General features: G+C 74.1%; 23 protein-coding genes. 7 read left to right on the top strand and 16 right to left on the bottom strand.

Annotated features, from left to right (window positions below):
* The 6 genes from AB0O91_RS33935 to AB0O91_RS33910 all read right to left on the bottom strand — a co-directional run.
* A partial coding sequence (locus AB0O91_RS33935) for an ATP-binding cassette domain-containing protein (protein WP_363441498.1) occupies positions 1-470 on the bottom strand: 470 nt, incomplete at its 3' end.
* A 70-nt stretch (positions 471-540) separates the two neighbouring features.
* A complete protein-coding gene (locus AB0O91_RS33930) occupies positions 541-5,250 on the bottom strand; it encodes a DNA repair ATPase (protein ID WP_363441496.1) in 4,710 nt (1,569 codons plus the stop codon).
* Positions 5,251-5,293: 43 nt separating this feature from the next.
* Positions 5,294-7,318, bottom strand: coding sequence for a flotillin family protein (locus tag AB0O91_RS33925; RefSeq protein WP_363441494.1), 2,025 nt, complete (start codon positions 7,316-7,318; stop codon positions 5,294-5,296).
* 57 nt (positions 7,319-7,375) lie between these two features.
* Positions 7,376-8,143, bottom strand: coding sequence for a hypothetical protein (locus AB0O91_RS33920; RefSeq protein ID WP_363441492.1), 768 nt, complete (start codon positions 8,141-8,143; stop codon positions 7,376-7,378).
* A 206-nt stretch (positions 8,144-8,349) separates the two neighbouring features.
* Positions 8,350-9,465 (bottom strand): helix-turn-helix domain-containing protein, encoded by a 1,116-nt coding sequence (locus tag AB0O91_RS33915; RefSeq protein WP_363441490.1) that lies wholly within the window; start codon positions 9,463-9,465, stop codon positions 8,350-8,352.
* Between the two features lie 85 nt (positions 9,466-9,550).
* Positions 9,551-10,390 (bottom strand): GntR family transcriptional regulator, encoded by an 840-nt coding sequence (locus AB0O91_RS33910; RefSeq protein ID WP_363441488.1) that lies wholly within the window; start codon positions 10,388-10,390, stop codon positions 9,551-9,553.
* Between the two features lie 196 nt (positions 10,391-10,586).
* On the opposite strand from AB0O91_RS33910, the gene AB0O91_RS33905 reads away from it, so the two are divergent.
* The 4 genes from AB0O91_RS33905 (at position 10,587) to AB0O91_RS33890 (ending at position 12,298) form a co-directional block, all read left to right on the top strand.
* Positions 10,587-11,348 carry a tyrosine-protein phosphatase gene (locus tag AB0O91_RS33905; protein WP_363441486.1) on the top strand — a complete coding sequence of 254 codons (762 nt, stop codon included), beginning with the start codon at positions 10,587-10,589 and terminating at the stop codon, positions 11,346-11,348.
* Positions 11,349-11,481: 133 nt separating this feature from the next.
* Positions 11,482-11,670, top strand: a complete 189-nt coding sequence (locus tag AB0O91_RS33900; RefSeq protein WP_363441485.1) for a hypothetical protein — start codon at positions 11,482-11,484, stop codon at positions 11,668-11,670.
* On the top strand, positions 11,667-12,008 hold the full coding sequence (locus tag AB0O91_RS33895) for a DUF6247 family protein (RefSeq protein WP_363441483.1): 342 nt from the start codon (positions 11,667-11,669) through the stop codon (positions 12,006-12,008). The genes AB0O91_RS33900 and AB0O91_RS33895 overlap by 4 nt, the downstream gene beginning before the upstream one ends.
* On the top strand, positions 12,005-12,298 hold the full coding sequence (locus AB0O91_RS33890; RefSeq protein WP_363441481.1) for a hypothetical protein: 294 nt from the start codon (positions 12,005-12,007) through the stop codon (positions 12,296-12,298). The genes AB0O91_RS33895 and AB0O91_RS33890 overlap by 4 nt, the downstream gene beginning before the upstream one ends.
* Positions 12,299-12,393: 95 nt before the next feature.
* On the opposite strand, the gene AB0O91_RS33885 is transcribed toward AB0O91_RS33890, so the two are convergent.
* Both AB0O91_RS33885 and AB0O91_RS33880 read right to left on the bottom strand, forming a co-directional pair.
* Positions 12,394-13,254, bottom strand: coding sequence for an ABC transporter permease (locus AB0O91_RS33885; protein WP_363441479.1), 861 nt, complete (start codon positions 13,252-13,254; stop codon positions 12,394-12,396).
* On the bottom strand, positions 13,251-14,162 hold the full coding sequence (locus AB0O91_RS33880) for an ATP-binding cassette domain-containing protein (RefSeq protein WP_363441477.1): 912 nt from the start codon (positions 14,160-14,162) through the stop codon (positions 13,251-13,253). Before AB0O91_RS33880 ends, AB0O91_RS33885 begins: the two co-directional genes overlap by 4 nt.
* A gap of 134 nt (positions 14,163-14,296) precedes the next feature.
* On the opposite strand from AB0O91_RS33880, the gene AB0O91_RS33875 reads away from it, so the two are divergent.
* Positions 14,297-15,550 (top strand): sensor histidine kinase, encoded by a 1,254-nt coding sequence (locus AB0O91_RS33875; protein ID WP_363441475.1) that lies wholly within the window; start codon positions 14,297-14,299, stop codon positions 15,548-15,550.
* Complete coding sequence (locus AB0O91_RS33870; protein ID WP_363441473.1) at positions 15,547-16,203, top strand: response regulator transcription factor; 657 nt, start codon at positions 15,547-15,549, stop codon at positions 16,201-16,203. Before AB0O91_RS33875 ends, AB0O91_RS33870 begins: the two co-directional genes overlap by 4 nt.
* Positions 16,204-16,322: 119 nt before the next feature.
* Here AB0O91_RS33870 and AB0O91_RS33865 read toward each other — a convergent pair whose 3' ends face one another.
* From AB0O91_RS33865 to AB0O91_RS33830, 8 genes are all read right to left on the bottom strand, one after another.
* Positions 16,323-16,916, bottom strand: coding sequence for a hypothetical protein (locus tag AB0O91_RS33865; protein ID WP_363441471.1), 594 nt, complete (start codon positions 16,914-16,916; stop codon positions 16,323-16,325).
* 126 nt (positions 16,917-17,042) lie between these two features.
* Complete coding sequence (locus tag AB0O91_RS33860; protein WP_363441469.1) at positions 17,043-18,062, bottom strand: BadF/BadG/BcrA/BcrD ATPase family protein; 1,020 nt, start codon at positions 18,060-18,062, stop codon at positions 17,043-17,045.
* 97 nt (positions 18,063-18,159) lie between these two features.
* Entirely contained in the window at positions 18,160-19,440 is a 1,281-nt protein-coding gene (locus tag AB0O91_RS33855; RefSeq protein ID WP_363441505.1) for a 6-phospho-beta-glucosidase, read from the bottom strand.
* 32 nt (positions 19,441-19,472) lie between these two features.
* Entirely contained in the window at positions 19,473-20,372 is a 900-nt protein-coding gene (locus tag AB0O91_RS33850; RefSeq protein ID WP_363441467.1) for a carbohydrate ABC transporter permease, read from the bottom strand.
* Positions 20,373-20,393: 21 nt separating this feature from the next.
* Positions 20,394-21,392 (bottom strand): sugar ABC transporter permease, encoded by a 999-nt coding sequence (locus tag AB0O91_RS33845; RefSeq protein ID WP_363441465.1) that lies wholly within the window; start codon positions 21,390-21,392, stop codon positions 20,394-20,396.
* A 23-nt stretch (positions 21,393-21,415) separates the two neighbouring features.
* Positions 21,416-22,762: an ABC transporter substrate-binding protein gene (locus tag AB0O91_RS33840; protein WP_363441503.1), complete on the bottom strand. Its 1,347-nt coding sequence runs from the start codon at positions 22,760-22,762 to the stop codon at positions 21,416-21,418.
* Positions 22,763-22,945: 183 nt separating this feature from the next.
* Positions 22,946-24,136 carry an ROK family transcriptional regulator gene (locus AB0O91_RS33835; protein ID WP_363441463.1) on the bottom strand — a complete coding sequence of 397 codons (1,191 nt, stop codon included), beginning with the start codon at positions 24,134-24,136 and terminating at the stop codon, positions 22,946-22,948.
* Positions 24,137-24,359: 223 nt separating this feature from the next.
* Entirely contained in the window at positions 24,360-25,514 is a 1,155-nt protein-coding gene (locus AB0O91_RS33830) for a mechanosensitive ion channel family protein (protein WP_363441461.1), read from the bottom strand.
* Positions 25,515-26,008: 494 nt separating this feature from the next.
* On the opposite strand from AB0O91_RS33830, the gene AB0O91_RS33825 reads away from it, so the two are divergent.
* Positions 26,009-26,653: an HNH endonuclease gene (locus AB0O91_RS33825; protein WP_363441459.1), complete on the top strand. Its 645-nt coding sequence runs from the start codon at positions 26,009-26,011 to the stop codon at positions 26,651-26,653.
* Positions 26,654-26,667 lie beyond the last annotated feature (14 nt).

Below are 26,667 nucleotides of genomic sequence, written 5' to 3'. Positions count from 1 at the left end.
GCGATCGCGACCCGCTGCTGCTGGCCGCCGGACAGCTCGCCCGGCCGGTGCCCGGCGCGGTCGGCGAGGCCGACGGCGGCCAGCGCGGCGGTCACCTCGGCCGCTGCGGGGCGGCGGCCCGACAGCCTGGCCGGGAGCGCCACGTTCTGCGCCGCGGTCAGCGCGGGCAGCAGGTTGAACGACTGGAAGACGAAGCCGATCCGTTCCCGGCGCAGGACGGTCAGCTCCTTGTCGCGCAGCCCGCCGAGGACGGTGCCGTCGACCCGGACCTCGCCGCCGTCGATCGCCTCCAGGCCGGCGGCCGACCGCAGCAGAGTCGACTTGCCCGAGCCGGAGGGGCCCATGACGGCGGTGAAGGTGCCGAAGGGGAATCCGACGGTCACGTCGTCGAGGCCGACGACGGGTTCGGGCCCGCGCCGGTAGGTCCGGCGGACGGAGCGGAGTTCAACGGCGAAGTCCGTGGCGTTCATGATCCCCATCCCACCGTCCGGGGCGGGGGCGGCTCAATGGCCGGGGGTTCACTTCCGGGGGTGGAGCTGGCTACACCCCCGGGCGCCAGGCCGCCTTCAGCTCCGCCCAGCGCCGGGCCCGGTCTGCCGTCAGGGTGCCGCGCAGCTCGGCCAGCTTCAGCAGCTGGGCCTCCGCGTCGGCGCCGAGCGGCTGGGCCTCGGCCCGGTAGTGGTCGGTGAGCAGCGCGTCGAGCTCCGGGCGGGTGAGGGCCGGGTCGAGGCGCTGGGCGAGCGCGGCCATGGTGCGGTAGGAGCCCTGGAGCAGGAACGGCGGTTCGGTGCGGGCCCGGTCGTCCTGGGCGGCGGAGGCGCGGTAGGCGCGGTTGACGGCCAGCACGGTGGTGCGCAGGTGGAGCAGTCCGGCCAGCAGGGCGGTCATCCGCTCGACCTCGGCGGCCGGCCAGGCGCCGCGCAGTTGTCCGCCCGGGGTGCCGGTGGCCCGGGCGAGCAGGGTGTCCAGGTCGGCGGGTTCGGCGGTGGCGAGCCCGGACAGCCGGGGGTGGGCGGGCAGCGCGTTCTCGACGAAGCTGAGCGCGAAGAGGTCCTCCCGGTCGGCGACGGCGTCGCCGAGGTTCCACACGTCGGCGCGGTTGGCGAGCATGTCGGGCAGCCGGAACAGCCGTCCGGACTCGGTGTACGGGTTGGCGGCCATCACCACGGCGAAGCGCCGGCCGCGCAGGTCCCACTCGCGGGCCTCGCCGTCCAGGACGCCGTCGATCCGGCGTTGGGCGTCGCACAGCGGGATGAAGCGCTGGAGGAACTCGGGTGAGGTGTGCTGGACGTCGTCCAGGTAGAGCAGGACGTTGTCGCCCGCGTGCAGGGCGAAGTTGAGCTTCTCCAGCTCGCGCCGGGCGGTGGCGTCGGGGGCCTCGGCCGGGTCCAGCGAGGTGACCCGGTGACCGAGCGCCGGGCCGCTGACCGTGACCAGCAGCAGGCCCAGCCGCTCGGCGAGGTACTCGACCAGGGTGGTCTTGCCGTAGCCGGGCGGGGAGACCAGCAGCAGCAGGCCGCTGCGGTCCACCGGGCCGCCGGCGTCCACCGTGCCGAGCTGTTTGGCGAGGTTGTCACCGATCAGCGGCAGGTACACCTGGTCGATCAGCCGGTTGCGGACGAAGCCGTTGAGCGGGGCGGGGCGGTACCCGTCGAGTCGCAGCCGGGTGTGCTCGGCGGCCAGCAGCTCGCCGCGCAGCCGCTGGTAGGCGCGGTGGCCGGGTAGCTCGACGGCTTCGAACTCCCGTACCCGGGCGAGCAGTTCGTCCAGCCGGAGGTCGATCGAGCCGTCGGTGAGCCGGGGGTGGTCGCCGAGCAGGCCGGTCAGCCGGAGGCTGACGGAGCCCTCGGCGGGGCGGCGCGGCAGGGCCGGGCAGAGCAGTGCGGCGACGGCCTCGGCGAGGTCGCCCGGGTCGGTGCCGGTGGTGGCCGACTCCAGCCAGGCGGTGGCGAGTTGGCGGCGCACCGGGAGCAGCCCGGGCTCCTCTGGCAGGGCGGCCAGGGCCTCCGTCAGCCCGGCCGACTCGGGGGCGGCACGGAACTTCTCCAGCACGGCGGCGGCCCCCGCCGACTGGGCGAAGGTCGGGTCGGCGGCGGCGAGTTCGGCCACCAGGTAGTCGCCGGCGTCGGCCGCGTCCGGTACGAACTCCGCGACGGCCGCGGACAGTTCGGCGGCCAGCGCGGCCAGTGCGGGGACCGGCCCGTACGCCCGCCGGGCGAGGCCGAGCGAGCGGGCCCGGGTGTGCCAGACCAGCCGCTGCCGCGGGTCCGTGCCGTGCGCCCAGTACAGCTGGGCCGCGGCCCGGGCCCGGGCCGGGTGGCGCAGCATCCCCGCCCCGGCGTCGAGCCGGAGCAGGGCGCGGAGCAGCAGGGCCGCGTCATGGTCGTGCACCCCGCGCCGGTAGCCCTCGTCGGGGCGCTGTTCGGCGGCCCGGCGGACGTACTCCAGCAGGTCGCCGTCGTCCGGCAGGGCCTCCGGGGAGGCGGCCAGCAGCAGGCTGGCGGCCAGGTACTCGGCGCGGTAGAGCGCGGGCGTCTCGGAGGGCAGCGGGCGGGACCAGTACCGCTCGGTGGCGGCGAAGGCCGGGTCGGTGACGGGGGAGCGGTAGGCGGTGCCGGTGAGGGTGAAGGCGGGGCGGCCGCGCCAGGGCAGCAGGGTCAGTTCGGGGCGCTGGGTGGTGACCGTGAACAGGTGGCGGCCGAGCCGCAGGGTGCCGGGGCCGTCCCCGGCGAGCTCGGCGCGGTCGCGCAGCGCGCGGTGGGCCCGGCCGCGGGCGGCGCGCAGCCGCCCGGTCAGCTCCTCGGCCCGGACCCGGTCGCCGAGCTCGGTCAACTGCCGGGCGAGGTCGCGGAGTTTGACGGCGGTCGGGTCGGCGGCCAGGGCGGCGTCGATCTCGGCGGCGGTGCCGAGGGCGGCGAGCCGCCGGTGCAGGGTGTCCAGGATGCGCTCGGCGGAGGCGGTCAGCCGGTCGGCGCGGCCGGCCCGTTCCGTCAGCAGTTGCTGGCGGCGGGCGGTGAGCGCGTCGTGGATCCCGGTGCGCCGTTCGGCGAGCTGTTCGCCGAGCTCCGGGTCGGCGTCGGCGAAGCGGGTCTCCAGCTGTTCGACCCGCAGCAGCAGCCGGCCGAGCCGGTCGTCGCAGGCCTCGGGGGTGTCGGCGGAGGCGAGCGCCGCGGTGACGGCCTGGGCGAGCAGCGCGGTCTCGGCGGCGAACTCGGCGGCGGCCTCCCGGGTGCGCAGCTCCCGGCGGCGCACCGTCAGCGTGGACCGGGCCCGGTTGAGCAGCCCGAGGACGTCGGCGAGCCGGTCCAGGATCGCGGTGCGGGTGGTGGCGTCGGCCAGGTCGAGGGTGCCGACCAGCTCCGAGACGGTCTGCAGGGCCTCGCTCTGCGCGGTCAGTTCGAGGTCCAGCGGGGTGGACTCAGCGGCCGTCCCGATCGCCGCGCAGCGGTCGGCCAGGTCGCCCGCCCGCTGCCGGTGCGGCTCGAACGCGGAGGGCTCGGCGAGCTGGACCACCGCGCGTCCGGCGGCCTCCGCCAGCCCCTCGGCGAGGTGCTCGGCGAGGGCGTCGATCCGCGGCTGGTCGGCCCGCGGCAGGTCGCGCAGCGCCTCGACCCGGCCCTGGGCCCGGCGCAGGGCGGCCAGCCGGTCGACCCACTCGGCGGCGTCGGCGAGGGTCTCGCCGCGGGCGGTGCGCAGCAGGCCCTCGACGTGCTCGGCGGTCTCCCCGGTGCGGGCCGCGGCGTGCGCGGTGAGCTGGGCGACCGCCTCGTACTCGGCGAGCACCTGCCGGGCGGTGTCGCGGATCGCGGCGAGCGGCGCGGCGAGGTCGCCGAGGCCGTCCTGGCCGAGCCAGTGGTGCCGGTCGGCGGTGCGGGTGCAGGCGGCGAGCACCGCCCGGTGGCCGGCCGGGGTGTCGGCGCCGGCGGCGGCCAGCCGGGCCAGGGCGAGGCAGTCGGCCAGGCCGCGGACCAGGTCGGCGTTGCCGATCCGGGCCAGCGGGCCGGTGCCGGGCGGCTGTTCGGCGGCGTGCCGCTCGCTGGTGAACGGGCTGTGCCAGAGCTGGACGGGGTGCAGCCGGGCGGGGCCGTCCTCGGCCGGGCGCAGCGCGATCAGGGTGCCGTCGTCGAGCAGCGCGTAGCCCTGGCAGGCGAGCGGGGCGGCGGCCTCCTGGCGGACGGAGTTGTACGGCTGGAGCAGGGCCCGGCCGTCGGTGGCGGAGCGGAACTCGTACAGCACGTCCTCGCCGTTGGGGGAGAGGACGGTGCGCTCGTACGCCAGGCCGTCCACCGGCTGGTCGAAGACCCGCACGGTGCCGTCGGCGAGGTGGCAGCCGCCGGGGAAGACCACGCCCTGGTCGCCGGGCAGCCGCAGGCAGGCCTGGCCGAGCGCGTCGATCCGGGTGACCCGGCCGGTGGGCAGGTGGACCACCAGGTGCCGGACGGTCTCCTCCTGGTACGGGCGCACCCGCACCAGCAGCAGGGTGCCGAGCCGGGCGTGGGCGACCTGGGCGTCGGCGAGGGTCTGGAGCGCCTCGGCGAGCGGCTCGCGGTGCAGTTCGCGGCCGTCGGGGGCGGTGAGGGTGAGCCGGCCGCCGTCCACGCCGAGCCGGACCTCCCCGGCGAGGTCGGCGCGCGGTGCGCCGCCGGGGGCGGCGGGCAGCTGGTCGTCCCGGCCGAGCGGCGTCCAGTCGGGCTGCCGGCCCTCGGCGGGGGTGTGGTCGCGTTCGCCGCGCCCGTCCTGGTAGACCGCCCGGTCCTGCTCCAGGCGCCAGCGCAGCACCCGGACGTCGGTGGGGGCCGGCCCGGTGCGGAAGACCGCGAGCAGCCGGCCGCCGACCTGGCGCAGCCGTTCCAGCCGGGCGTCGCGGAAGTAGCGGCGCAGCTCGGCGAGGTCCTGGCGCAGCCGCGGGTCGGCCAGCAGCGGGCCGTCGGCGGGGGCGAGGTCCCCGGGCCGGTGGAGGCTGAGCAGGTCGGTGGACTCCTCGGCACCGGCCGGTACGTCGGCCGGCCGGGTGCCGAGCAGCAGCAGCCCGTCGACCGCGGTGAGGTCCTGCGGCAGGCAGGGCCGCTCGGTGGTGAGCCGTCCGGTGCCGGTCAGCCGGAGCTCCCCGCCGCCGAACTCCTCGACCCGGCGGGCGTTCAACGCCTGGGCGCGGTCGGCGAGTTCAGCGGCGGCCCGGGCGAGCCGGCCGCGCAGGACCTCGTAGCTTCCGGTGTCGGGCCGGGTGTCGTCGGGGGCTTCCACGGTCATGTTCCTCGGGTGCTCGGATGGTCCTCGGGTGCTCGGCGGGTCGTTACCTGGAGCCGTTCAGGGAGGCGCCGGCCAGTGCCCCGATCGGTGTCTCCGCGACTCCCAACTTCTTGGCGGACTCCAGGAGTTGCCGCAGCTGCCCGGCCTGGTCGCCGCTGCCGCCGCCGATCAGCTTCAGCAGCAGCGCGGAGACCGTCAGGTTCTGCACGTCCGCGGTGGACACCGAGGACAGCACCCGGGTGAGGTCGGCGGTGAAGTCGGCGCGGCCGTCCAGCCAGGGCCCGGCCAGCACCTGGGCGGTCTGCGAGTGGCCGACGAAGGCGTCCACGCTCCGGCCGGCCGTCACCGACTGCACCAGCTTGTCGAAGAACACCGAGTCCCCGCCGACGATGTCGATCTTCGCCTTCTCCAGCCCGGTCGCGACCAGCGCGGCCTGCGCCTCGGCGATCTGCCGCTGGGCGTCCAGGGCGGCGAGCCGGACGTCCTTCTCGGCGGCCAGCCGCAGCCGGTACTCCTCGTGCTCCCGGGAGGCCTCGTCCAGCCGGGCCATCGCCGCGGCCTTCTCGGTCAGGCCCTCGGCCTCGGCCTTCAGCTTGGCGCCGACCTCCAGCGCGGCCGCCTTGGCCTTCTCGGTCTGCACCGCGGCCTCGGCCCGGCCGACCTTCTCCACCGCCGCGGCCTCCTGCTCCCGCACCTGCACCCGGGCCAGCCCCTCGGCGGCGGCCTCCGCCCGGACGCCCTCGGCCAGCTTGACCTTGGCGGCCGCGTCCAGCTCGGCGGCCTGCTGCCGGGCCTCGGCCAGCACCAGCGACTCGCGGGCCTTGTGCGAGGCGGCCTGCTCGGCGGCCTCGGCGGCCTTGATGTCCTTGACGAGCCGCTCCTGCGCCTCGGCCTCGGCCTGGATGACGACCGCCTTGCGCACCCGCTCGGCCTCCTCGGTGGCCCGCAGCGTCTTGACGGCCTCCTCCTGCTCGGCGACGGTGCGCTCCACCGCGACCCGCTCCCGGACCACGTCGGCGACCTCCCGGCGGCGGGACTCGACCTCCTTCTGCTTGGCCATCACGGCGAGTTCGGTCTCCCGATCGCGGCCGACGACCTCCAGCAGCCGGTCCTTCTCGATCCGCTCGTTCTCCACCGCGATCACCCGCTCGCGGTTCTTCTGCGCCACCGCGACCTCGCGGGCCTGGTTCTCCCGCTGGACGCCGAGCAGCTCCTCGGTGCGCAGGAAGGCGGTCTGGGCGTTCAGCCGCTCCTCCTCCTGCACCCGGGCGATCACCGCGTCCTCCTTGGCCCGCAGGGTCTCGATCTCGCGGCGCTGGCGGATCTCGGCGTCGGCCTGGCGGCGTTCGAGCTCCAGGACGGTCTCCCGGGCGTCCACGTTCTGCCGGGTGATCTCCTTCTCCTCGGTGCGCTGGTACTCGTTGGTGCGCACGTGCTCGATCGCGGTCAGCTCGGTGATCTTGCGGATGCCCTGGGCGTCCAGGATGTTGTCGCCGTCCAGCTGGCTCATCGGGGTCTGTTCCAGGTGGTCGATGGCCGCGTCCTCGAGGGTGTAGCCGTTGAGGTCGGTGCCGATGACCGCGATGATCTGGTCCCGGAACTCGTGCCGGTGGGTGTACAGGTCGGTGAAGTCCAGCTGCTTGCCGACGGTCTTGAGCGCCTCGGCGAACTTGGCGGCGAAGAAGTCCTGGATCGCCTGCGGGTCGCTGGCCCGGGCGGTGCCGATCGACTGGGCGACCTTGACCACGTCCTCGACGGTCTTGTTGACCCGGACGAAGAAGGAGATCCGGATGTCCGCCCGGATGTTGTCCCGGCAGATCAGGCCGTCCCGGCCGGCCCGGTGGATCTCCACCGTCTTCGCGGTGATGTCCATCAGCTCGGCCTTGTGCAGGATCGGCAGGACGATCGCCCCGGTGAAGGTGACGTCCACCTTCTTGGTCCGGGAGACGATCAGTGCCTTGCCCTGCTCGACCTTCTGGAACAGGCGGCCCACGAACAGCAGCACGGCGAGCAGGATGAGCAGCACGACGGCGACGAGCACGCCGAAACCCACGGCGATGGTGTCCATCACGGAGTCCTTTGACGAGATGGTGGAGCGAAGTGGTTCGCAGGAGTTGACGAAGTGTCAGAAGTCTTGTGGAGGCGGGTCGAACGGCGCGACCAGGAAGTGTTCGCGGTCCGCGTCGTAGTCGTAGATCAGCGCGGTGCGCCCGGCGGTCAGGTCCGGCTCGGGCGCCGCGGTGCGGACCTGGACGGTCGCGGTGGAGCCGTCCCCGGCGGTCACCTCGGCCTGCCCGAAGTCGGCCGTCACCCGGCCGGTGCGGACCACGCAGACCCGGCCGACGAAGTCCCCCCGGGTGACCGGCCGGTCCTCCGGGAACAGCCGCCGCAGCGGCCGGACGAGCAGTCCAGTGCCCGCCCAGGAGGCGACCAGCGCGACGGCGAACACGCCGCCGCGCGCCGGTGCCCCCGAGGTGAGGACGGTGCCGGCCAGGCTGACGAACCAGGCGAGCGCGACCAGCAGCGAGACCGCCACCGTCGCGGGCACCCCGCCCAGCCCCAGCGCGTCCAGCACGCCCCCGTGGTGGCCGGTGCCGCCCCCGTCGGCACCGTGGTCGCCGTGGGCGCCGGTCCCGCCGGACGCCCCGTGGGCCGCGTTCCCCCCGACACCGTGCCCCCCGGCACCGTGCCCGACGTGACCCACCGGGCCCCCTTGCCCGGCGTGGCCGGCGCCCGGGTGGTGCCCGACGCCGTGCCCCCCGTGCACGGCGTCGAACCCCAGGCCGCCGATCAGCATCAGCAGCCAGTACCCGACCACCACCACCAGCGCGAAACTGAACAGCGCCGTGGGAAAGGCCAGCGTGGCCGCGAAGAAGTCCCCCGTCCCGGCCATGCCCCCCCGCCTCCCCCCACGGCACCGGACGTCGGCGCCGCAGAGATCATGGCAGTGCGGACGGGCTCCGCACATTGCCAGGATCCGGCAATCTTTACGCCTCTTTGACACCCTGGTCCGCACGCCGTCCGTGACACTGCGACAGCCGGGCAACAGAACGGCTCCGAGCAGGTCGCCGGGGGTTTCGGCGACTCCGGCGGGACGCGCTACAGCGGCTGCTCGGGCCAGTTCAGCAGTCGCGCGCCCATCGCCGCGGTCTCCAGGGTGAAGCGCTGCAGGGCGTCCGCCGGGTCGTAGCCGGTGAGCGCCCGGATCCGCTCCAGCCGGTAGCCGAGGGTGCGCACGCTCAGCCCCAGCCGGCGCGCCGCCTCCGCGTTCACGTACGCCGCCTCCGCCTGCACCGCGATGGTGTCCAGCAGCGGACGGGCCCCGCCGCGCGCCTCGGTCAACGGGCCCAGCACGCTGCGCACCAGGTCCGCCATGGCCGCCCGGTCGCGCATCAGCACGGGGAACACCAGCAGTTCCTCGGCCTTCAGCTGCCGGGTCGGCAGTTCCAGCCGCTGGGCGTAGTCCAGCGCGTCCAGCGCCTCGTCGTAGCTGCGCAGCACCCCGCTCGCGCCCGAGTGCCGGCGCCCGGTCGCCACCCGCAGCACCGGGCGGTAGCCGGGGCCGGGGCGCAGCGTCAGCTCCGCGAAGGCCTCCAGCACGGCCCGCTCGGAGTCCGGTGCGATGCACACCAGACGGCCGTCCTTGCTGGCCAGCAGCACGTCCCGCTCGCCGAACCGCCCGGCCAGTTCGCGCTCCACCCGGTGCACCAGCGGGTGGACGTCCGCGAACGGCTCGTCGCCGACCGCCACCGCCACCGTGTACGCGCCCGCCAGCCGCAGCCCGAACCGCTCCGCCCGCTCCGCCAGCAGCCCGAGGTCGCTCCGGCCGTGCAGCAGGTCGTCGATGAACTCCCTTCTGGCGGACTCCTCCTGACGGACCGCCAGGCGCTGCGCGCGCTCGTGGCCCTCGCCCAGTGCGGCCAGTGCGGCTTCGGTGGCGGCCAGCACCGCGTCGCCGGTGCGGCGCAGCTCGCCGACGCCGGCCGCGGCGGTCGCCGCCGGCAGCGTCTGCCAGGCCCGCCGGGCCGCCGCCAGGCAGTGCGAGACCACCTCGCGCAGCCCGTACCCGGCCTCGGCGCAGTGCTCGCCGAGCCGGCGCAGCCCCTCCAGCTCGTCCCGGCGCAGCAGGCGCCCGGTACGGGAGACCTCCGCGAGCAGGGTGAGGTAGGCCTCGGCCAGCTCCGTCGGTATGTCGCACTCGCTCGTCTCGTCCACCGTGTCCTGCAACCCCCGTGCGGCCTGGATTTTCGGCGGTGAACCCTATCAGGATCCGGACGCCCGGGGCCGGTGCGAGGCCGGCCTAGCGGTCGCGGAAGTGCAGCACGAAGCGCGCGCTGCTGCCGTCGATCCGTCGCCGGACGTACAGCGCCGGGCTGCCGTCCGGGGTGCAGCTGACCCCCTCGCGGACCAGCAGCGGCGTGCCCGCCGGGACGCCCAGCAGCTCGGCGTCCGCCAGGTCCGCGCCGATCGCACCGAAGGCCCGCCAGTCGTACTCCAGCTCCACCCCGCCCGCCCGGGCCAGTTCCCGCACCAGGTTCCCGGCGTGGCCGGGCCGCACCAGCTCGGCCGGCAGCGGCCCGAACGGCACCCAGTAGCTGCACGCCGCCCGGGGCCGGCCGCCGAGCCGGATCACCGAGTCCAGCCGGAACAGCCCGTCCGGCGCCCGGCCGAGGTGGCGGGCGGCCTCCTCGTCCTCCGTCGAGCCGGTCACCGGCGGGGCGGCCACCACGAACTCGCCGTCGGCGGAGCCGGAGCCGTCGCGGGTGCCGTCGCCGTCGCCGGTGCCCGGTTCGCTTTCCCCCGGCAGCGCGGTGTGCACGCTGCCCAGGTCGAAGCGCTGGCTGCGCGGGTCGACCGCGATCGAGACCCGGACGGCGGGCGGACGCACGAAGGTGCCCACGCCGCGGCGGATCTCCACCACCGCCGCCCGTTCCAGCTCCGCGACCGCCTGCCGCACGGTGAGCCGGTTCACGCCGAACTCGGCGCTCAGCTCCGGCTCGCTCGGCAGCCGGGCGCCCGCGGGGTAGGCGCCGGCGTCGATCCGTTCCTGGAGCCGCCGGGCCAGCCGCCGGTACAGCGGGACGTTCGGGGAGGAGTCGGGGGGAGGGCCGGAGGGGTTGCCCGGGGGGTTCGTCGCCACGGGCTCGATCCTACGAAGCCGGCGGCCGTGCCCCGGGTCGCCGTGGCGGGCCGGCGGCGGTGGGATGGAGGGAGCGCTCCGGGCAGCTCGGACAGGGATCGGACACCGGTCGGTGGGGGATTGGACATCTAGACGTCTAGATGTCCTACTGGACGTCCTGCTCGCCCCGCGTGCGGCTCCACCCGAAAGGCCTCCCATGACCCTGGTCAACTTCCGCGACGCCGCCGTCCTCAGCGACCCCGAGGGCCTGCGGATCCGCCCCGGCGTGCTGTACCGCTCCGCCCAGCCCTACCCGGCCGCGGACGAGGCCGTCGTCGCCCAGCTGCGCGCCTGCGACATCCGCACCGTCGTCGACCTGCGCGACCCCCGGGAGACCCGGCCCACCGACTGGGCCGCCGCCGAGGCCGCCGGGATAGCCGTGGTCGCCGCCCCGGTGAACCCCGCCACCGACGCCCTCACCGCCCACATGGCGACCATGACCACCGCCGCCGACCTCGGCGAGTTCTACCTGCTGCTCGCCGAGTCCGCCCCCGAGGCGGTCGCCGCCGCCGTCGAGGCCGCCGCCCGCCCCGGTGCCGTCCTGCTGCACTGCGCCGCCGGCAAGGACCGCACCGGTCTGCTCACCGCCCTGCTGCTCGACCTCCTCGGCGTCCCCGCCGAGTCCATCGTCGTCGACTACGAGCGCACCGCCGAGGCCCTCCCGCAGATCTTCGCCAACCTCGCCGAGCGCCACCGCACCGCCCTCAACGACCAGGGCGCCACCCGGATCACCGACCCCGACGGCCGCCGGCTCACCATCCCGGCCCCGCTCCTCCAGGCCCCCGCCGAGGCGATGACCGTCTTCCTGACCCACATCCGCACCCGCCACGGCGGCGCCGCCGCCTTCCTCCCCGCCTGCGGCATCCCGGCCACCACCCTCACCGCCTTCCGCACCAAGGCCGCGGTCCCGGCGGTCTGACCGACCTCGACCGCGGTCGGTCCCGACGTCGGGCGGATGCCGGAGCATCCGGCATCCGCCCGACGCGGAGCTCTTTGCGGTCTGCCGAACCGTTCGGCATCCTGTCCCTGCGGCCACTGACAGCGATCCCCGTGTGAAGCGTCTGGAGCGCGCCGCGAAGCGCCTCGCGGATGCGGAGGCCGAGTTCGATGCCGCGCTCCTGGACCTGCTCCGGAACGGGCCGCACGGCTCGCAGCAGACCGCGACCCGGATCACCGGCATGAACCGTGACACCCTGCGCCGACGCGTTCGCGCGGCCGAACAGGAGGGAGTCGCAGCATGAGCGCCGCGCCCATCCGACGGACTCCGCCACCGATGCCGGGCCGCACGCCGCGCGGGCTGCGGGAGGCGATCGCCACCCACACGCCCGAGCTGCTGGCGGAGTTCGAGGACGAGTGGAAGCGGTTCGTCGCCGACACCTACAACGTCGCCCCGGTGCCGGCGTTCGTGACGCGCTGGTGGGAGCGGTTCGCGCTCGCTCGTGACGCCGAGCTGTCCGCGCACGTCCGGGACTTGTCGGAGCGTGCGGCCGGTACCGATTCGCACGCGGAAGCGATGGCCCTGATGGAACAGGTCTCGGAGATCAAGTATTCGCTTCGAGGCCTGGAGCCGGGAGAGTGAGCGGCGAGCCGTTCATGGGGCCGCCGCGGGCGGTGGAGTGGACGGAGCGGGCAGCCCGGGACCGGGACGCGTTGCCGCCGCACGTTCGGGCGCTGTGCATGGACGTGTTGCTCGAAGTCCTGTCGGCCCGCAATCCGTACGTCAACGAGTTCTCCGAGCCGCTGCGGTCGAGCAACCCGAAGGGTGACCACTCGGCGCACTTCGATGACGGCCGGGGCTGGTTCGAGTTCAACTTCATTCGGCGGGACACCGAGCCGCAGATCGTCGTGTACGAGCTGTTCTGGCAGTGAGTCCTGCTCCTGGCCGCCTGCGTCGGGGCGGTGCGTGGTGCCTCGCCCCGGCCGGGATCGTTCGCCGGCCCGACCCCGGTCGGCCGTACGGGACTTCACACGTCCCGCCGGCGCACCACGACCGTCGTCACCACCACCGCCGCGACCGCCCACAGGCCCATGGTGACCCAGGCGTCCAGCACGCTCGGCGCCCACTTGCCGGTCGTGGTCGAGGAGTGCGGGTTGTAGGTGAGCCGGCCGACGGTGGACAGCGGCAGGTGGTTGCCGATCTCGCGCAGCCAGCGGTAGCGGTCCCCGCCGAACATCAGCGGCACGATGAAGAACAGCAGCACCAGCGACACGATCGACGCGGTGGCGTGCCGCAGCAGTGCCCCCAGCGCCATCCCGATCAGCGCGCAGACCGGCACGATCGCCGCGTAGGCCAGCACGGCCCGCAGGCTGACCCCTTCGGTGAGGGAGAGCCCGACGTGCCGGGAGGCCAGCATCGCGTTGGTGGTGAAGAAGGACACCGTCGACACCACGGCCCCGGCCAGTGCGGTGATCCCGCCGATCAGCAGCACCTTGGCGGCGATCACCCCGCGCCGGTCGGGCACCGCGGCGAAGGTGGTGCGGATCAGGCCGGTGGTGTACTCGCCGAAGACGGTGATCGCCCCGAGGCTGCCGGCCGCGATCGCCATCAGGTAGCAGGCGATGTCGCTGAGCCCGTGGTACAGCGGGTCGTACCGGTACGGCGGGAAGCCGGGCAGCGGGGCGGGCGGATGGTCGATGTACGTCAGGTCGCTGTGCACGCCGTTCACGTTGACGCCGATCGCCACCAGCGAGGCCAGCGCCAGCACCCAGTACGTGGAGCGCAGCGACCGCAGCTTGATCCACTCCGCGGCGAGCAGGTCGGTGAACCGGGGGGCCGGCTCGACGGCCCGGGCCGCCTCGGCGCGGGTCGGGGTCATGGTGCTCATCGGGTCTCTCCTGCGGGGTACTCGACGCTGTCGGCGGTCAGGGACATGAACGCGGCCTCCAGGGAGGAGGTCCGGGGGGTGAGCTCGTGCAGCACCACGCCGTGCCGGCGGGCGAGTTCACCGATCCGCGCGGCGGGCAGGCCGGTGACCACCCCGCACTGCGGCCCGTCCGGCGTGACGTCGCCGCCCTCCGGCCGCACCGCCTCGACCAGCGCGGCCAGCTCCGGGGTCCGCACCGCCACGCCGGACTCCGTGTGACGGGCGGAGAACTCGGCCAGGCTCTGGTCGGCGATCAGCCGGCCGCGGCCGATCACGACCAGCCGGTCGGCGGTGTGCTCCATCTCGGCCATCATGTGGCTGGAGACGAAGACCGTGCGGCCCTCCGCCGCGAGCCGGCGGAACAGCCCGCGCACCCAGAGCACGCCCTCCGGGTCCAGCCCGTTCAGCGGCTCGTCGAAGAGCAGCACCGGCGGGTCGCCGAGCAGGGCGCCGGCGATGCCCAGCCGCTGCTTCATGCCCAGCGAGTAGCCGCCGATCCGCCGCCCGGCGGCCTTGCCGAGCCCGACCTCGGCCAGCACCTCGTCCACCCGCCGCGGCGGGATCCGGTTGCTGCGGGCGAGCGCCGCGAGGTGGGCCCGGGCGCTGCGCCCGCCGTGCACGTCGCCCGCGTCCAGCAGCGCGCCGACGTGCCGCAGGCCGCGCGGCCGGCCGGCGAAGGGCACGCCGTCGACGGTGACGCCGCCCGCGGTGGGGGTGTTGAGGCCCAGGACCATGCGCAGCGTGGTGGACTTCCCGGCGCCGTTGGGGCCGAGGAAGCCGGTCACGGTGCCCGGCCGGACGGTGAAGGTCAACTGGTCGACGGCCGTGGTGGCGCCGTACCGCTTGGTCAGTCGCTCGATCTCGATCACGGGGACAACGGTGCCGGTCAGGGCCGTGAACGGGCATCGGGCGCCGGGCCACAACCGCCGGCCGCCACCCCCGCCCCCGGGATTACGCCCCAGGGCCGATGCCCCGCCGGACCGCCCGCCGCTACCATCGCGCCATGATCACCGAACCCCGTCCGCCGCTGCTCAGGCGCCTGCCCGCAGGGGTGTGGGTGGCGGCGTTCTGGACGACCATCGTGGTGTTCCGGTTCTTCACCCGGGAACGCGAGTTGAGCCACCTCCTCACCTACCAGGGCAACACCGAGGACATGCCCCTGGTGGTCACCGCCGTGGTCACCACCCTGGTGGCCCTCCTGCTGGTCCGGCTGCCGCTGGCGGCGGTCGCCGCCGCACTGGCCGGCGGCGTCTACGCGATCGGGATGTGGACCCAGCCGGCGACGGCGCCGGTGCAGTTCCTGATCGCCGAGGCGGCGGTCGGCTACTGCGTGGTCACCCGCTCCCGCACGGTCTCCACGGTCGCGGCGGCGATGCCGTTGGCCGTGCTCGCCACGCTGTTCGCCTGGGGCACCGTCCACGGCCACGACGTGAACCCCTACGCCTACCTGGGCCTGGCCGCCACCGTCCTGATCGCCTGGCTGATCGGCAACACCCTCCGGCAGGGCCGCGCCCACGCCGAGGCCCTGCGCGGCCGCGCCGCCGAGCAGGCGGTCACCGCCGAACGCCTGCGGATCGCCCGCGAGTTGCACGACATGGTGGCCCACAACATCGGCATCATCGCGATCCAGGCGGGCATGGGCGGCCGGGTCATGGACACCCAGCCCGCCGAGACCCGCAACGCGCTGGCCGCCATCGAGACCACCAGCCGGGAGACCCTGGCCGGGCTGCGCCGGATGCTCGGCGCGCTGCGGCACGGCGAGGGGGAGGCCGCCCCGCTCGAAGTCGCCCCGGGGCTGGACGAGTTGGACCGCCTGGTGGAGCGGACCGCGGGCGCCGGGGTGCGGGTCGCGCTCACCCGGCGCGGCGCGGTCCGGCCGCTGCCGGCCGAGGTGGACCTCGCCGCCTACCGGATCGTCCAGGAGTCCGTCACCAACGTGGTCAAGCACTCCGGCACCCGCGACTGCCACGTCACCGTCGAGTACGGCGCCGGCGGGCTCGCCGTCACCGTGGTGGACCTGGGCGCGGGCACCCCGACCGCCACCCCCGGCACCGGCTACGGCCTGGCCGGGATGCGGGAGCGGGTCGCCCTGCTGCACGGCGAGTTCACCGCCGGCCCGCGCGCCGGGGGCGGCTTCCGGGTCGCCGCCCTGCTGCCGATCCCCGACGCCCCCGACACCCGCGACGCCCCCGAAGCCCCTGAAGCACCCGAAGTCCCCGGACCCCCCGCATCGAGCCTCCTGGAGGTGGCCCCGTGATCCGCGTCGTCCTGGTCGACGACCAGCCCCTGATCCGCTCCGGCCTGCGGGTGCTGATCGCCGACGCCCCCGACCTGGAGGTGGTCGGCGAGGCCGGCAACGGCGCCGAGGCCGTCGACCTGGTCGCCCGGCTGCGCCCGGACGTCGCCGTGATGGACATCCGGATGCCCGGCATGGACGGCATCGAGGCCACCCGCCGGATCCTCGCCGACCCGGACCTGCCCACCCAGGTACTCGTCCTCACCACCTTCGACGACGACGACTACGTGTACGGCGCGCTGCGCGCCGGGGCCAGCGGCTTCCTGGTCAAGGACCTCGCCCTGGAGACCATCCTGGACGGCGTCCGGGTGGTCGCCGCCGGGGACGCCCTGCTCGCCCCCGGCATCACCCGCCGGCTGATCGGCGAGTTCGCCGCCCGGCCGGACACCGCCGCCCGGCCCCGCCGGTCCGCCGAGGGCATCACCGAGCGCGAGCGCGAGGTGCTCACCCTGGTCGGCCGAGGCCTCTCCAACACCGAGATCGCCGAGCAGCTCACCATCAGCGTGGCCACCGCCAAGGCGCACGTGGCCCGGCTGTTCACCAAGCTGGGCGCCCGCGACCGGGTCCATCTGGTCATCCACGCCTACGAGTTCGGCCTGGTCGCCCCGTCCTGACACGCCCCTTCCCGACCGGCCCCGTCCTGACACGCCCCTTCCTGACCGGCCCCGTCCTGACACGCCCCGGACGACGCACGGCACCGGAGCCCGGAGAGGCCGGCGGAGCCCCGGTCGGCTCAGGCCGCGGGCGTCCCGATCTCGGCGATCCGCATGATCCGCCCGTGCGAGTCCAGCACCACGTCGTAGGCGTTGCCGAAGCAGGCGTACGGATCGGCCGGATCCCGTTCGGCCAGGCAGTCGTTGAGGTGGGTGACCAGCTCGTCCAGCTGGACGGGCTTCGCCGCCTCCTCGCGCGGCCGGTCGACCAGGGTGGCGTCGACGCCGGAGGCGGCGAAGGCGTAGTGGACGGGCGTGCCGGTGGCCTCGTAGCGGGGCGGGGTGCAGGCGTACCGGGCGGGCTGGGCGGTGAGTTCGGCCGGGCCGGCCGCGACCACGATCACCACCTGGTGGCCGGGCGGGGGTTCGGGCGCGGTGCACTCCGGGGTGGGCGCCTCCGGGGCGGCGACCGTCCCGGCCGTCGGGTAGGCGCCGTCGTCGTCGAGGTCGTCGTCGTCCAGCCACGGGTCGTCCGCGCCGTCGTCGGCGAGGGCCGCGGCGGAGGAGGCGGCGGCCACCGTCGGGCGGGAGTCGGCCGGGGTGCAGCCGGTGAGGACGGCGGCGGCGGTTCCGGTCAGCAGCACGGCGGCGAGGAGGATGCGGGGCACGGCCATGACACAAGTCTCCCCCGGGACGTCCTGGTGGTCGGCACCCGGGTACACGTCCGGCGGAGCGGAACGGTTCCCGCCCCCGCCGGATGTGCGGATCCGGTGGGGGCGGGAGGTCTCGGGAGGGCGGCGTCAGACCGCGACCGGGCGCGGCGCCTCGTACGCCCCGCGCACCCGGGCCTGCGCCGCCGGGTCCCCGCCCAGGTGGTCGAGCCCGAGCAGGGCCGCGCCCAGCACCGGCGGCGCGACGACCACCCGCGGTTCGGCCAGCGGCGCGGCCTCGGCGAGGCGCGCGGTGAGGTTGTCGAGCAGCAGCGGCTGCCGGGAGGCGAGCACGCCGCCGCCGAGCACCACCGGGGTCGGCGAGTCCAGCAGGTCCAGCCGGCCGAGCGCGACGACGGCGAGCCGGACGATCTCGTCGGCCTGCCGGTCGATGAGTTCCAGGGCGACGGCGTCCCCCTCGACGGCGACGGCGAACAGCACCCGGACGATCTCGTGCAGCCGCGCGTTCGGCAGGTGCCCGAGGTGGACGGCCTCGGCGACCGCCCCGGCGCTGGGCAGCCCGAAGTGTTCGGCGATGGCCCGGGCGAGCCCGGTGGGCCCGCCCCGCCCGTCCTCGGCGCGCACGGCGTGCCACATGCTGCTGACGGCGAGTCCGGAGCCGCCGCCCCAGTCGCCGGTGAGCTCGCCGAGCGCCGGGAAGCGGGCGGTGCGGCCGTCCGGCAGCAGGCCGACGCAGTTGATCCCGGCGCCGCAGACCACCGCGACCCCGCGCGGTCCGTCGGTGCCGGCCCGGAGGAGGCCGAAGGTGTCGTTGACGACGGTGTTGCTGACGCCCCACGGGTGCGATTCGAGGGCGGTGCGCAGCGCCTCCTCCTCCACCGGGAGGTCGGCGTTGGCGAGGCAGGCGCTGACGTGGCTGGTGAGCACGCCCTGCCAGCCGGGGTGGCCGGCCGCCGCGGCGGCCTCCTCGACCAGCGGGGCGAGGCCGGCCACGGCTGCGGCGCCGCCGATCCGCTGGGGTGCGAAGCCGCCGCCGCGGGCGCTGCCGAGGACGGTGCCGTCGGCGCCGATCAGGGCGACGTCGGTCTTGGAGTTGCCCGCGTCGATGGCGAGGACGCCGGGCAGGAGTGGTTCGGGCTGGTGGGTCATCAGGTCCCCGCGGCTCGTACGTGGCCCGGCCGCAAACCCCGGCCGGGTGATCGGTGTGTCCTCGCGGCCGGGCCCCGGTCGGGGCCCGGCGGGGCGGTCAGGCCCAGGCGAGGTGCTCGCGGTTGTGGGCGAGCAGCCGGTCCGTGAGCCGGTCGGCGAGGTCGATCTGGCCGACCAGCGGGTGGGCGAGCAGGGCGTCGAAGACCCGGTCGCGCCCGCCGTGCAGGGCGGCGTCGAGCGCGAGGTGCTCGTAGCCGGTGACGGCGGCGATCAGGCCGGCGTACAGCGGCTCGACCGGCCGCTGCGGCAGCGGCCGCACGCCGGCGGCGTCGACCTCGGCGGGCACCTCGATGACGGCGTCGTCCGGCAGGAAGGGCAGCACCCCGGCGTTGCGGGTGTTGACCACCTGGACGGTGGTCCGGCCGTCGGTCCCGAGCAGGGAGGCGATCAGCTGGACGGCGGCCTCCGAGTAGAAGGCGCCGCCGCGCTGACCGAGCAGCTCGGGCTTGGTGTCCAGGGTGGGGTCGGCGTACAGCTCCAGCAGCTGCCGCTCGATCTCGGCGACCTGGGCGGCCCGCGAGCCCTGGGCCCTGAGCTCCTCGACCACCGCGTCGTGCTGGTAGAAGTACCGCAGGTAGTACGAGGGCACGACGCCGAGCCGCTGCACGAAGGCCTGCGGCAGGTGCAGGTCCTCGGCGATCTCCTTGCCGTGCGAGGAGAGCAGTTCGGGCAGCACCTCCCGGCCGCCGGCCGCGTCGGGGGAGTCCAGCAGGGTCACCCCGCGCTCCCAGGTCAGGTGGTTGAGCCCGACGTGGTCGAGGCGCACCAGCTCCGGGGCGACCCCGAGGTGGGCCGCGAACTTGCGCTGGAAGCCGATCGCGACGTTGCACAGTCCGACGGCCTTGTGGCCGGCGCTCTGCAGGGCCCGGGTGACGATGCCGACCGGGTTGGTGAAGTCGACGATCCAGGCGTCCGGGTTGGTGCGGCGGACCTGCTCGGCGATGTCCAGCACCACCGGGACGGTGCGCAGCGCCTTGGCGAGCCCCCCGGCGCCGGTGGTCTCCTGGCCGACGCAGCCGCACTCCAGCGGCCAGGTCTCGTCCCGGTTGCGCGCGGCCTGGCCGCCGACCCGCAGCTGGAGCAGGACGGCGTCGGCGTCGGCGACGCCCGCGGTCAGCTCGGTGGTCGTGGTCACCACGGCCGGGTGCCCCTGCTTGGCGAAGATCCGCCGGGCGAGGCCGCCGATCAGCTCCAGCCGCTCGGCGGCCGGGTCGATCAGCACCAGTTCGCCGATCGGCAGGGTGTCGCGCAGCCGGGCGAAGCCGTCGATCAGCTCCGGGGTGTACGTCGAGCCACCGCCGACGATGGCCAGCTTCAGTGCGGAACTGCCGGACTTGAGAGTGGCGGACATCAGCCCTTGACCCCTGTCAGTGTCACGCCTTCGATGAAGGCCTTCTGTGCGAAGAAGAAGAGGATGATCACCGGGGCCATCACCAGCAGGGTGGCGGCCATGGTGAGGTTCCAGTTGGTGTGGTGGGCGGCCTTGAACGACTCCAGGCCGTAACTGAGCGTCCAGGCGTCGTGGTTGTTGCTGGCGTAGATCTGCGGGCCGAAGTAGTCGTTCCAGCAGTAGAAGAACTGGAACAGGGCGACGGCGGCGATGGCCGGCTTGGCCATCGGCAGGACGACGCGCAGCAGGGTGCGCAGGTCGCCGCAGCCGTCGATCCGGGCGGCCTCGATGTACTCCTTGGGGATGGTCATCAGGAACTGGCGCAGCAGGAAGATCGAGAACGCGTCGCCGAAGGCCATCGGGATGATCAGCGGCCAGAGCGAGCCGCCCAGGCCCATCTGCTTGGCCCAGAACAGGTACATCGGGATGACGGTGACCTGCGGCGGCAGCATCATCATCGCGATGACCGCCATCAGGGCCAGGTTGCGGCCGCGGAAGCGGAACTTGGCGAGCGCGTAGGCGACCGGCAGGCTGGAGACGACGGTCAGCAGGGTGCCGGCGCCGGCGTACACCAGGGTGTTGCGCCACCAGGTGAGGAACCCCGGGGTGTCCCAGACGTCGGCGTAGTTGCTCCAGTTCCAGGAGGTGGGCCAGTAGTCGGTGGTGAGCGCCTGCTGGTCGTTCATCACCGAGGTGAGGAAGACGAAGACGAAGGGGAGCAGGAAGAACAGCGCCGCGGCGATCGCGAGCGAGTGCACGGCCACCCAGTTGAGCAGGGCGCGGCGCCGGGCGGCGCGGGCGGCTGCGGTGCCCGTGGCGGGCCGGGTGGGCGGCTTGGTCAGGGTCGAGCTGAGAGTCATGTCGGAGTCCTCATCCGTCCGCTAGTCGTCGCTCGCCATGAAGCCGGACCGGCGGCGGAGCAGGATCGAGGTGACGGCCATCGAGATGGCGAACAGCACCAGGGCGACGACGCAGGCCGCGCCGTAGTTGAAGCGCTGGAAGCCGAGGTTGTAGACCATCTGCGGCAGGGTCCAGGTGGAGCCCTGGGGGAACCCGGGCTCGAACTGCTGGCCGGAGTTGCCCGCGATGCCGCTGGCGACCTTCCCGGCGACGTAGGCCTGGGTGTAGTACTGCATGGTCTGGATGACCCCGGTGACCACCGCGAACATGATGATCGGGGAGATGTTCGGCAGCGTGACGTACCGGAACTTCTGGAACGGGCCGGCGCCGTCCAGTTCGGCCGCCTCGTACTGCTCCTTGGGGACGTCCAGCAGCGAGGCCATGAAGATGACCATCAGGTCGCCGATGCCCCACATGGCGAGCAGGGTGAGCGCCGGCTTGGACCAGTCCGGGTCGGCGAACCAGCCGGGCTGCGGCAGGCCGAGCTCGCCGAGCAGGTGGTTCAGCGGGCCGGTGCCGGGGTTGAGCAGGAAGGCGAAGGCCACGGTGGCGGCCACCGGCGGGGCCAGGTACGGCAGGTAGAAGGCGGTGCGGAAGAAGCCCGCGCCGGTCTTCACCTTGGTGATGAGCATCCCGATGCCGAGGCCGAAGGCGACCCGCAGGGTCACCATGACGAGCACCAGCCACAGGGTGTTGCGCAGGCCCTGCCAGAAGGTGGGCAGGTGGTTGAGGACGTAGTCCCAGTTCTTCAGGCCGTTGAAGACCGGGGCGCCGAAGCCGTTGTACTGGGTGAAGGAGAAGTAGGCGGTGGAGATCAGCGGGTAGACGAAGAAGACGCTGAACCCGATCAGCCAGGGGGAGAGGAAGGCGAGGGTGCGGGCCGCCTCCCGGCGGCGCTTCCGGCGCAGCAGGTGCTGCGTGGAGGGCGCCGCCGGGTCGGTCGTGCCGGCGCCCCTGCGGGTGGCGGACGCGAGTGACATGGGAGCTCCGTGGACCGTTCCCGCTACTTCGCCTGGGCGATGTCGGTGTCGATCTGCTTGGCGGTCGCGGCCAGGCCGGCCTTGAGGTCGGTCTGCTTGCCGGACTCGTAGTCGTAGCCGAGGTTCTGCAGCGAGACGATGTAGCCGCCGCCGTTGACGCTGGCCGGGGTGGTGCCCGAGCTGGGGTTCTTGGCGACGTCCAGGAAGGTCTTGAAGTTCGGGTCGCTGACCAGCTTCGGCGAGTCCAGCGCGGCGAAGGTGCTGGGCACGTTGTGGATCGCGTTGGCGAAGTTGACCACCGCGTCGGTGTCGGTGGTCAGGAACTTGACGAACTCCCAGGCCGCGGCCTGCTTCTTGCTGGTGGTGGCGATGCCGACGATGGTGCCGGTCTGGTAGCCGCGGCCGTAGGTGGAGGCCTGGTCGTCCGGCACCGGGAACGGCGCGGTGGCCCAGTCGAAGTCGGGCTTGCTCTCGGCGAGCGAGGCGGTGCGCCACTCACCGTCGATGGCCATCGCGACCTGGCCGGTGTGGAACGGGTTCTTGGCGCTGAACTCCTCGCCGAAGGTGGCGCGGTACTTGTCCAGCTTGGTGTAGCCGCCCAGCTGGTCGACCATGCCCTTCTGCCAGTCGAGCATCGCGGCGACCTTCGGGTCGGTGGCGAGGTTCGACTTGCCGTCGGCACCGAAGTAGGTGGCGCCGTACTGGCCGAGGAAGTGCTCGGTGGTGGACTCGTAGCCGTGGTACAGCGGCATGAAGCCGAGTTGCTTGTACGAGTCGCCGTCGGCGATGGTGAGCTTCTTGGCGTCGTCGGCGAACTCGCTGAAGGTCTTCGGCGGGGCGGTGATGCCGGCGGCGGCGAAGGCCTTCTTGTTGTAGTACAGCCCGTACGCGTCGCCGAGCAGCGGCAGCGAGCACTGGTTGCCCTGGAACTGGGTGTAGTTGAGCATCGCGGCCGGGAAGGTCTTGACCGGGTCGATGCCGCTCTGCTGCAGCTTGGACTTGAGGTCGATGAAGGCCTTGGTCGAGCAGAACATGCCGACGTTGTTGGTGGTGAAGGAGGACACCACGTCCGGTGCGTCGTCGCCGCCGGCCCGCAGGGCCTGGTTGACCTTGTCGTCCGCGACGTTGCCGACCGGCTTGACGTGGATGTTGGGGTGGGCCTTCTCGAAGGCGGCGATGGTGTCGTTGATCGCCTTCACCTCGTTGTCCTGGCTCCAGCCGTGCCAGAAGGTGATGGTGACGTCCTTGCCGCTGGCGGAGTCGTCGCTGCCGCCCGACTCGCTGGAACCGGTGCAGGCGGAGGCGAGCAGGGCCAGGACGGCGCTGCCGGCGACGGCGGCGATCGTGCGGCGGCCTCTGCGGGAGGTGATGGCGTGCACTTCGAGGTCCTCCTGGGGGTGCGCGGGCAGGCGTCATTGCCTCGGCCCGCGTAGGGGGTTGGGGGAGAGGTGGGTGCAGGGGGAGCGTCTGTGGGTCGGGCTCGGGGCCGAGCTCGGGGTCGGTCGGTCGGCGGGCGGATCGGCGGTCGGGAGGTGGGTGGCTCAGTGGGTGGCTCAGTGGGTGGAGAAGACCGCCTCGCGGGCGTCGGTGAGGGCGCGTTGCAGGGCGCCGAGCAGGACGGGCGAGTCGGGCAGGGCACTGCTGCGGATCTCCGGACGGGCGAGGCAGACCCGGGCCAGTTCGTCCTCGACGAGCGCGCGCAGGCGTTCGCCGCCCGCGCTCGGCACCGCGCCGGAGAGGACCACCAGCTGGGGGTCGACCACGGCGACGATCACGGACAGCCCGACGGCGAGTCGTCCGGCCAGTTCGGTGAGGAACGCGTCGCCGGCGCCCGGGGTCTCCAGGGCCTTGGCGATCGACTCCTCGGCGGTGGGCGCGCCGAGCCCGTGCTCGCGGGCCAGGGTCCGGACGGCGGGTGCGCCGACCTGGTCCTGGAACCCGCCGAACTTGCGGCGGCGGGCGTCCCACTGGACCGGCGAGCCGGGCACCGGCATGTAGCCGACCTCGCCGGCACCGCCGGTGAAGCCGCGGTGCAGCCGCCCGGCGATGACGACCGCGGCGCCGACGCCCGCCCCGGCCCAGAGCAGGACGACGTCCTCGAAACCGGCCGCCGCGCCGGAGGCCCGTTCGGCGACCGCGGCCAGGTTCACGTCGTTCTCGATCGACACCGGGGCGCCGATCGCCGCGGTCAGCTCCTCGACCAGGCGCGGGGAGTGCCAGCCGGGCAGGTGGGAGGCGTAGCGCAGCTTGCCGGTGACCGGGTCGGGGGAACCGCCGACGCCGATCGCCGCGGTGCGCAGGCAGCCCCCGGGGAGCCCGGCGGCGCGCACCGCCTCGGCGACGGCGGCGGCCACTCTCGGCACGGTCTCGGCGGCCGGGACGCCTCTGGTGGACACGCTGTGCTCGGCCAGCGTGCTGCCGGTGATGTCGGCGACGGCGACCCGGATCCCGCTGTTGGTGACGTCCAGTCCGGCGACGTACCCGGCGGCCGGATTCACCTGGTACAACTGGGCGTTGGGGCCGGGCCCGCCCTCGGTGGTGCCGACCGGGAGCACCAGCCCGGCGAGCTCCAGCCGGGACAGCAGCTGCGAGGCGGTGGGCTTGGACAGCCCGGTCAGGCTGCCGATCTGGGTGCGGGACAGCGGCCCGTTCGCCAGCAGCAGTTCGAGGGCGGCGCGGTCGTTGATGGCGCGCAGCAGGCTGGGGGTGCCGGCGAGGGGAGCCTTGGCGGTGCTCTTGGTCATGCCCGGAATCCTCCCTCTCCGACTGGTGGACCGGAACTGTTAGGAAACTTTCCAGTCGCTTGGTGAGGACCGTACGGTCCGCGTCAGCGGGGTGTCAATGGTCGGTGGCGCGGCAGATGCCGAAGCGTTACCGGCCCGCGAGGGCCCCGAGACCCGGGCGCGGGAAGCACGCGGCCCCGCCCCCGCCGGAGCGGGAACGGGGCCGGGTGGAAGGGGACGGGCCCTACGGCTTCGTCGGGTCGTCCATCGGCGGCTTCGGCACCGGGATCGGCTCCGCCGCCCGGTAGCGCGGCGAGGTCGGGTCCGACAGCGCGGACGGCGGCGACGGGTCCACCGCGCTGATCGACACCCCGGTGGCCACCGCCGCGGCCTCCTCCTTGACCTTGATCCCGGCCAGGTCGAAGGCCGTCTTCAGCCGCTGGCGCAGCGCCCGGGAGACGGTCGGGGCCTTGCCCGGGGCGGTCCGGGCCTCGATCCGCACCATCACCGAGTCCGCCGCCACCGACTCCACGCCCAGGATCGACACCGGCGCCCAGACCAGCTCGTCGTACGGCGCCTCCTTGGACAGCCCCTCGGCGGTCACCTGGATCAGGTCCTCGACCCGCTGGAGGTCCTCCTTGTACCCGACCTGCACGTCCACCGAGGCGGTCGCCCAGCCCTGGCTCATGTTGGCGATCCGCTTGACCTCGCCGTTGCGGATGTACCAGATCTCGCCGTTGGCCCCGCGCAGCTTGGTGACCCGCAGGCCGACCTCCAGCACCGTGCCGGTGGCCACCCCGGTGTCGATCTCGTCGCCCACGCCGTACTGGTCCTCCATGATCATGAAGACCCCGGAGAGGAAGTCCGTCACCAGGTTGCGGGCGCCGAAACCGATCGCCACACCGGCGACACCGGCGCTGGCCAGCAGCGGTGCCAGGTTCATCCCGAGCGCGGAGAGCACCATCAGCGCCGCCGTGCCCAGGATGGTGAAGGAGGCCATGCTGCGCAGCACCGAGCCGATCGCCTCCGAGCGCTGCTGGCGCCGCTCCGGGTTCACCACCCCGTGGTTGGCCAGCAGCCCGCCGAGCCGGCTCTCCTCCCGGTGGTGGTCGTGGCTGCGGGCCATCCGCGCTATCAGCTGGGTGACCAGCTTGTTCACGACGGTCCGCAGGACCAGCGCCAGCACGATGATGAGGACGATCTGCAGGCCGTGGGTCAGCCAGTTCTGCCAGTGCTCGTCGAACCAGCTGGCCGCCTGCTTGGTGGTGTCGCTGACCTCCTGCGCGCTGGTCGGGATGCGCAGCTGCGGCAGTTCGGGTGCGGTGGGGGAGGGGGCCGGCGTCGGGGTGGAGAGCGTCGGGGACGCGTCGATCGAACCGGTGGCGCCGGAGCGGAACACGGGCGGGACCTTCCTTGCTGGGGGCGTGACCCGGCCCGCGCCGCACGAGCGGCCCGCGGACCGTGCGCGTTAGCCTAACCGGCACCGAACACCGGTCCGGACCGGCCGACCGGCGTGCACCGCACCCCGGACGCCCCGTCAACGCTCCGGTGCGCTCCCCCAGGCCACCACCCCCGCACCACCGGCCCCACCTCCCCCGAACGGCCGCAGCCCCGCCGCCGCACGGCCCACGGCGCTGCTCCGACCGGCCGAGCCCCGACCCCGGCCGGGACCGGGCCCCCGGCCCGGCGGCGCCCGGGTGCAACCGGACCTTCCCCAGGGCATACCGGGTATGACAGAGACCACACCCGAACTTCACGCCAGGTCCGTTACACAGGAGTGGTGGCGCCGTACGAAGGCGTAAGGCGACACTGGGGGAGATCACGCACTCGTTGCGCGATCCAACCGCTCGTCCCGGCGCGAGCCACGCGCCGCAGGCGTCCAAGGAGGCATCCGTGCCGCATGTCCTGGTCCTCAACGCGTCCTACGAGCCACTCGGCGTCGTATCGATGCGCCGCGCACTCATCCTGGTCCTCAACCACAAGGCGGTCAGCCTCGAGGACACGGGAGTCACTCTGCACAGCGCCACCAGCGCCCTTCCGGCGCCGTCCGTCGTCCGACTGACCCGCTTCGTCCGGGTCCCGTTCTGCGGGCCCGTCCCGCTCACCCGCCGGGCGCTGTTCGCCCGCGACCACGGCCGCTGCGTCTACTGCGGGGCCGCCGCCACCAGCGTCGACCACGTCATCCCGCGCAGCCGGGGCGGCCAGCACCGGTGGGACAACGTGGTGGCGGCCTGCCGCCGCTGCAACCACACCAAGGCCGACCGCCACCTGACCGAACTCGGCTGGCGGATGAAGCGCCCGCCCGCCCCGCCCAGCGGCCTCGCCTGGCGGATCATCGGCACCGGGATCAAGGACCCGCGCTGGCGGCCCTACCTGGAGCCGTACGGCGGCGGCGACCAACTGCGCGCCCCGCAGTGGGGCGAGTACGAGCACCACGACCATACCGAGCCGACCCACTCCGTCCCGATCGGCCGGGCGCACGTCGCCCACCCCGCCCCCGTCCGCCGCGGCGAGCAGCCGGAACCGCTCTCCGCCTGACCGAAAGCACCACA

It is taken from the genome of Kitasatospora sp. NPDC089797 (assembly GCF_040684795.1).
Taxonomy (GTDB): domain Bacteria; phylum Actinomycetota; class Actinomycetes; order Streptomycetales; family Streptomycetaceae; genus Kitasatospora.
The sequence above is the reverse complement of the archived record's forward strand: the minus strand, read 5'-3'. Positions and strand labels throughout refer to the sequence as shown.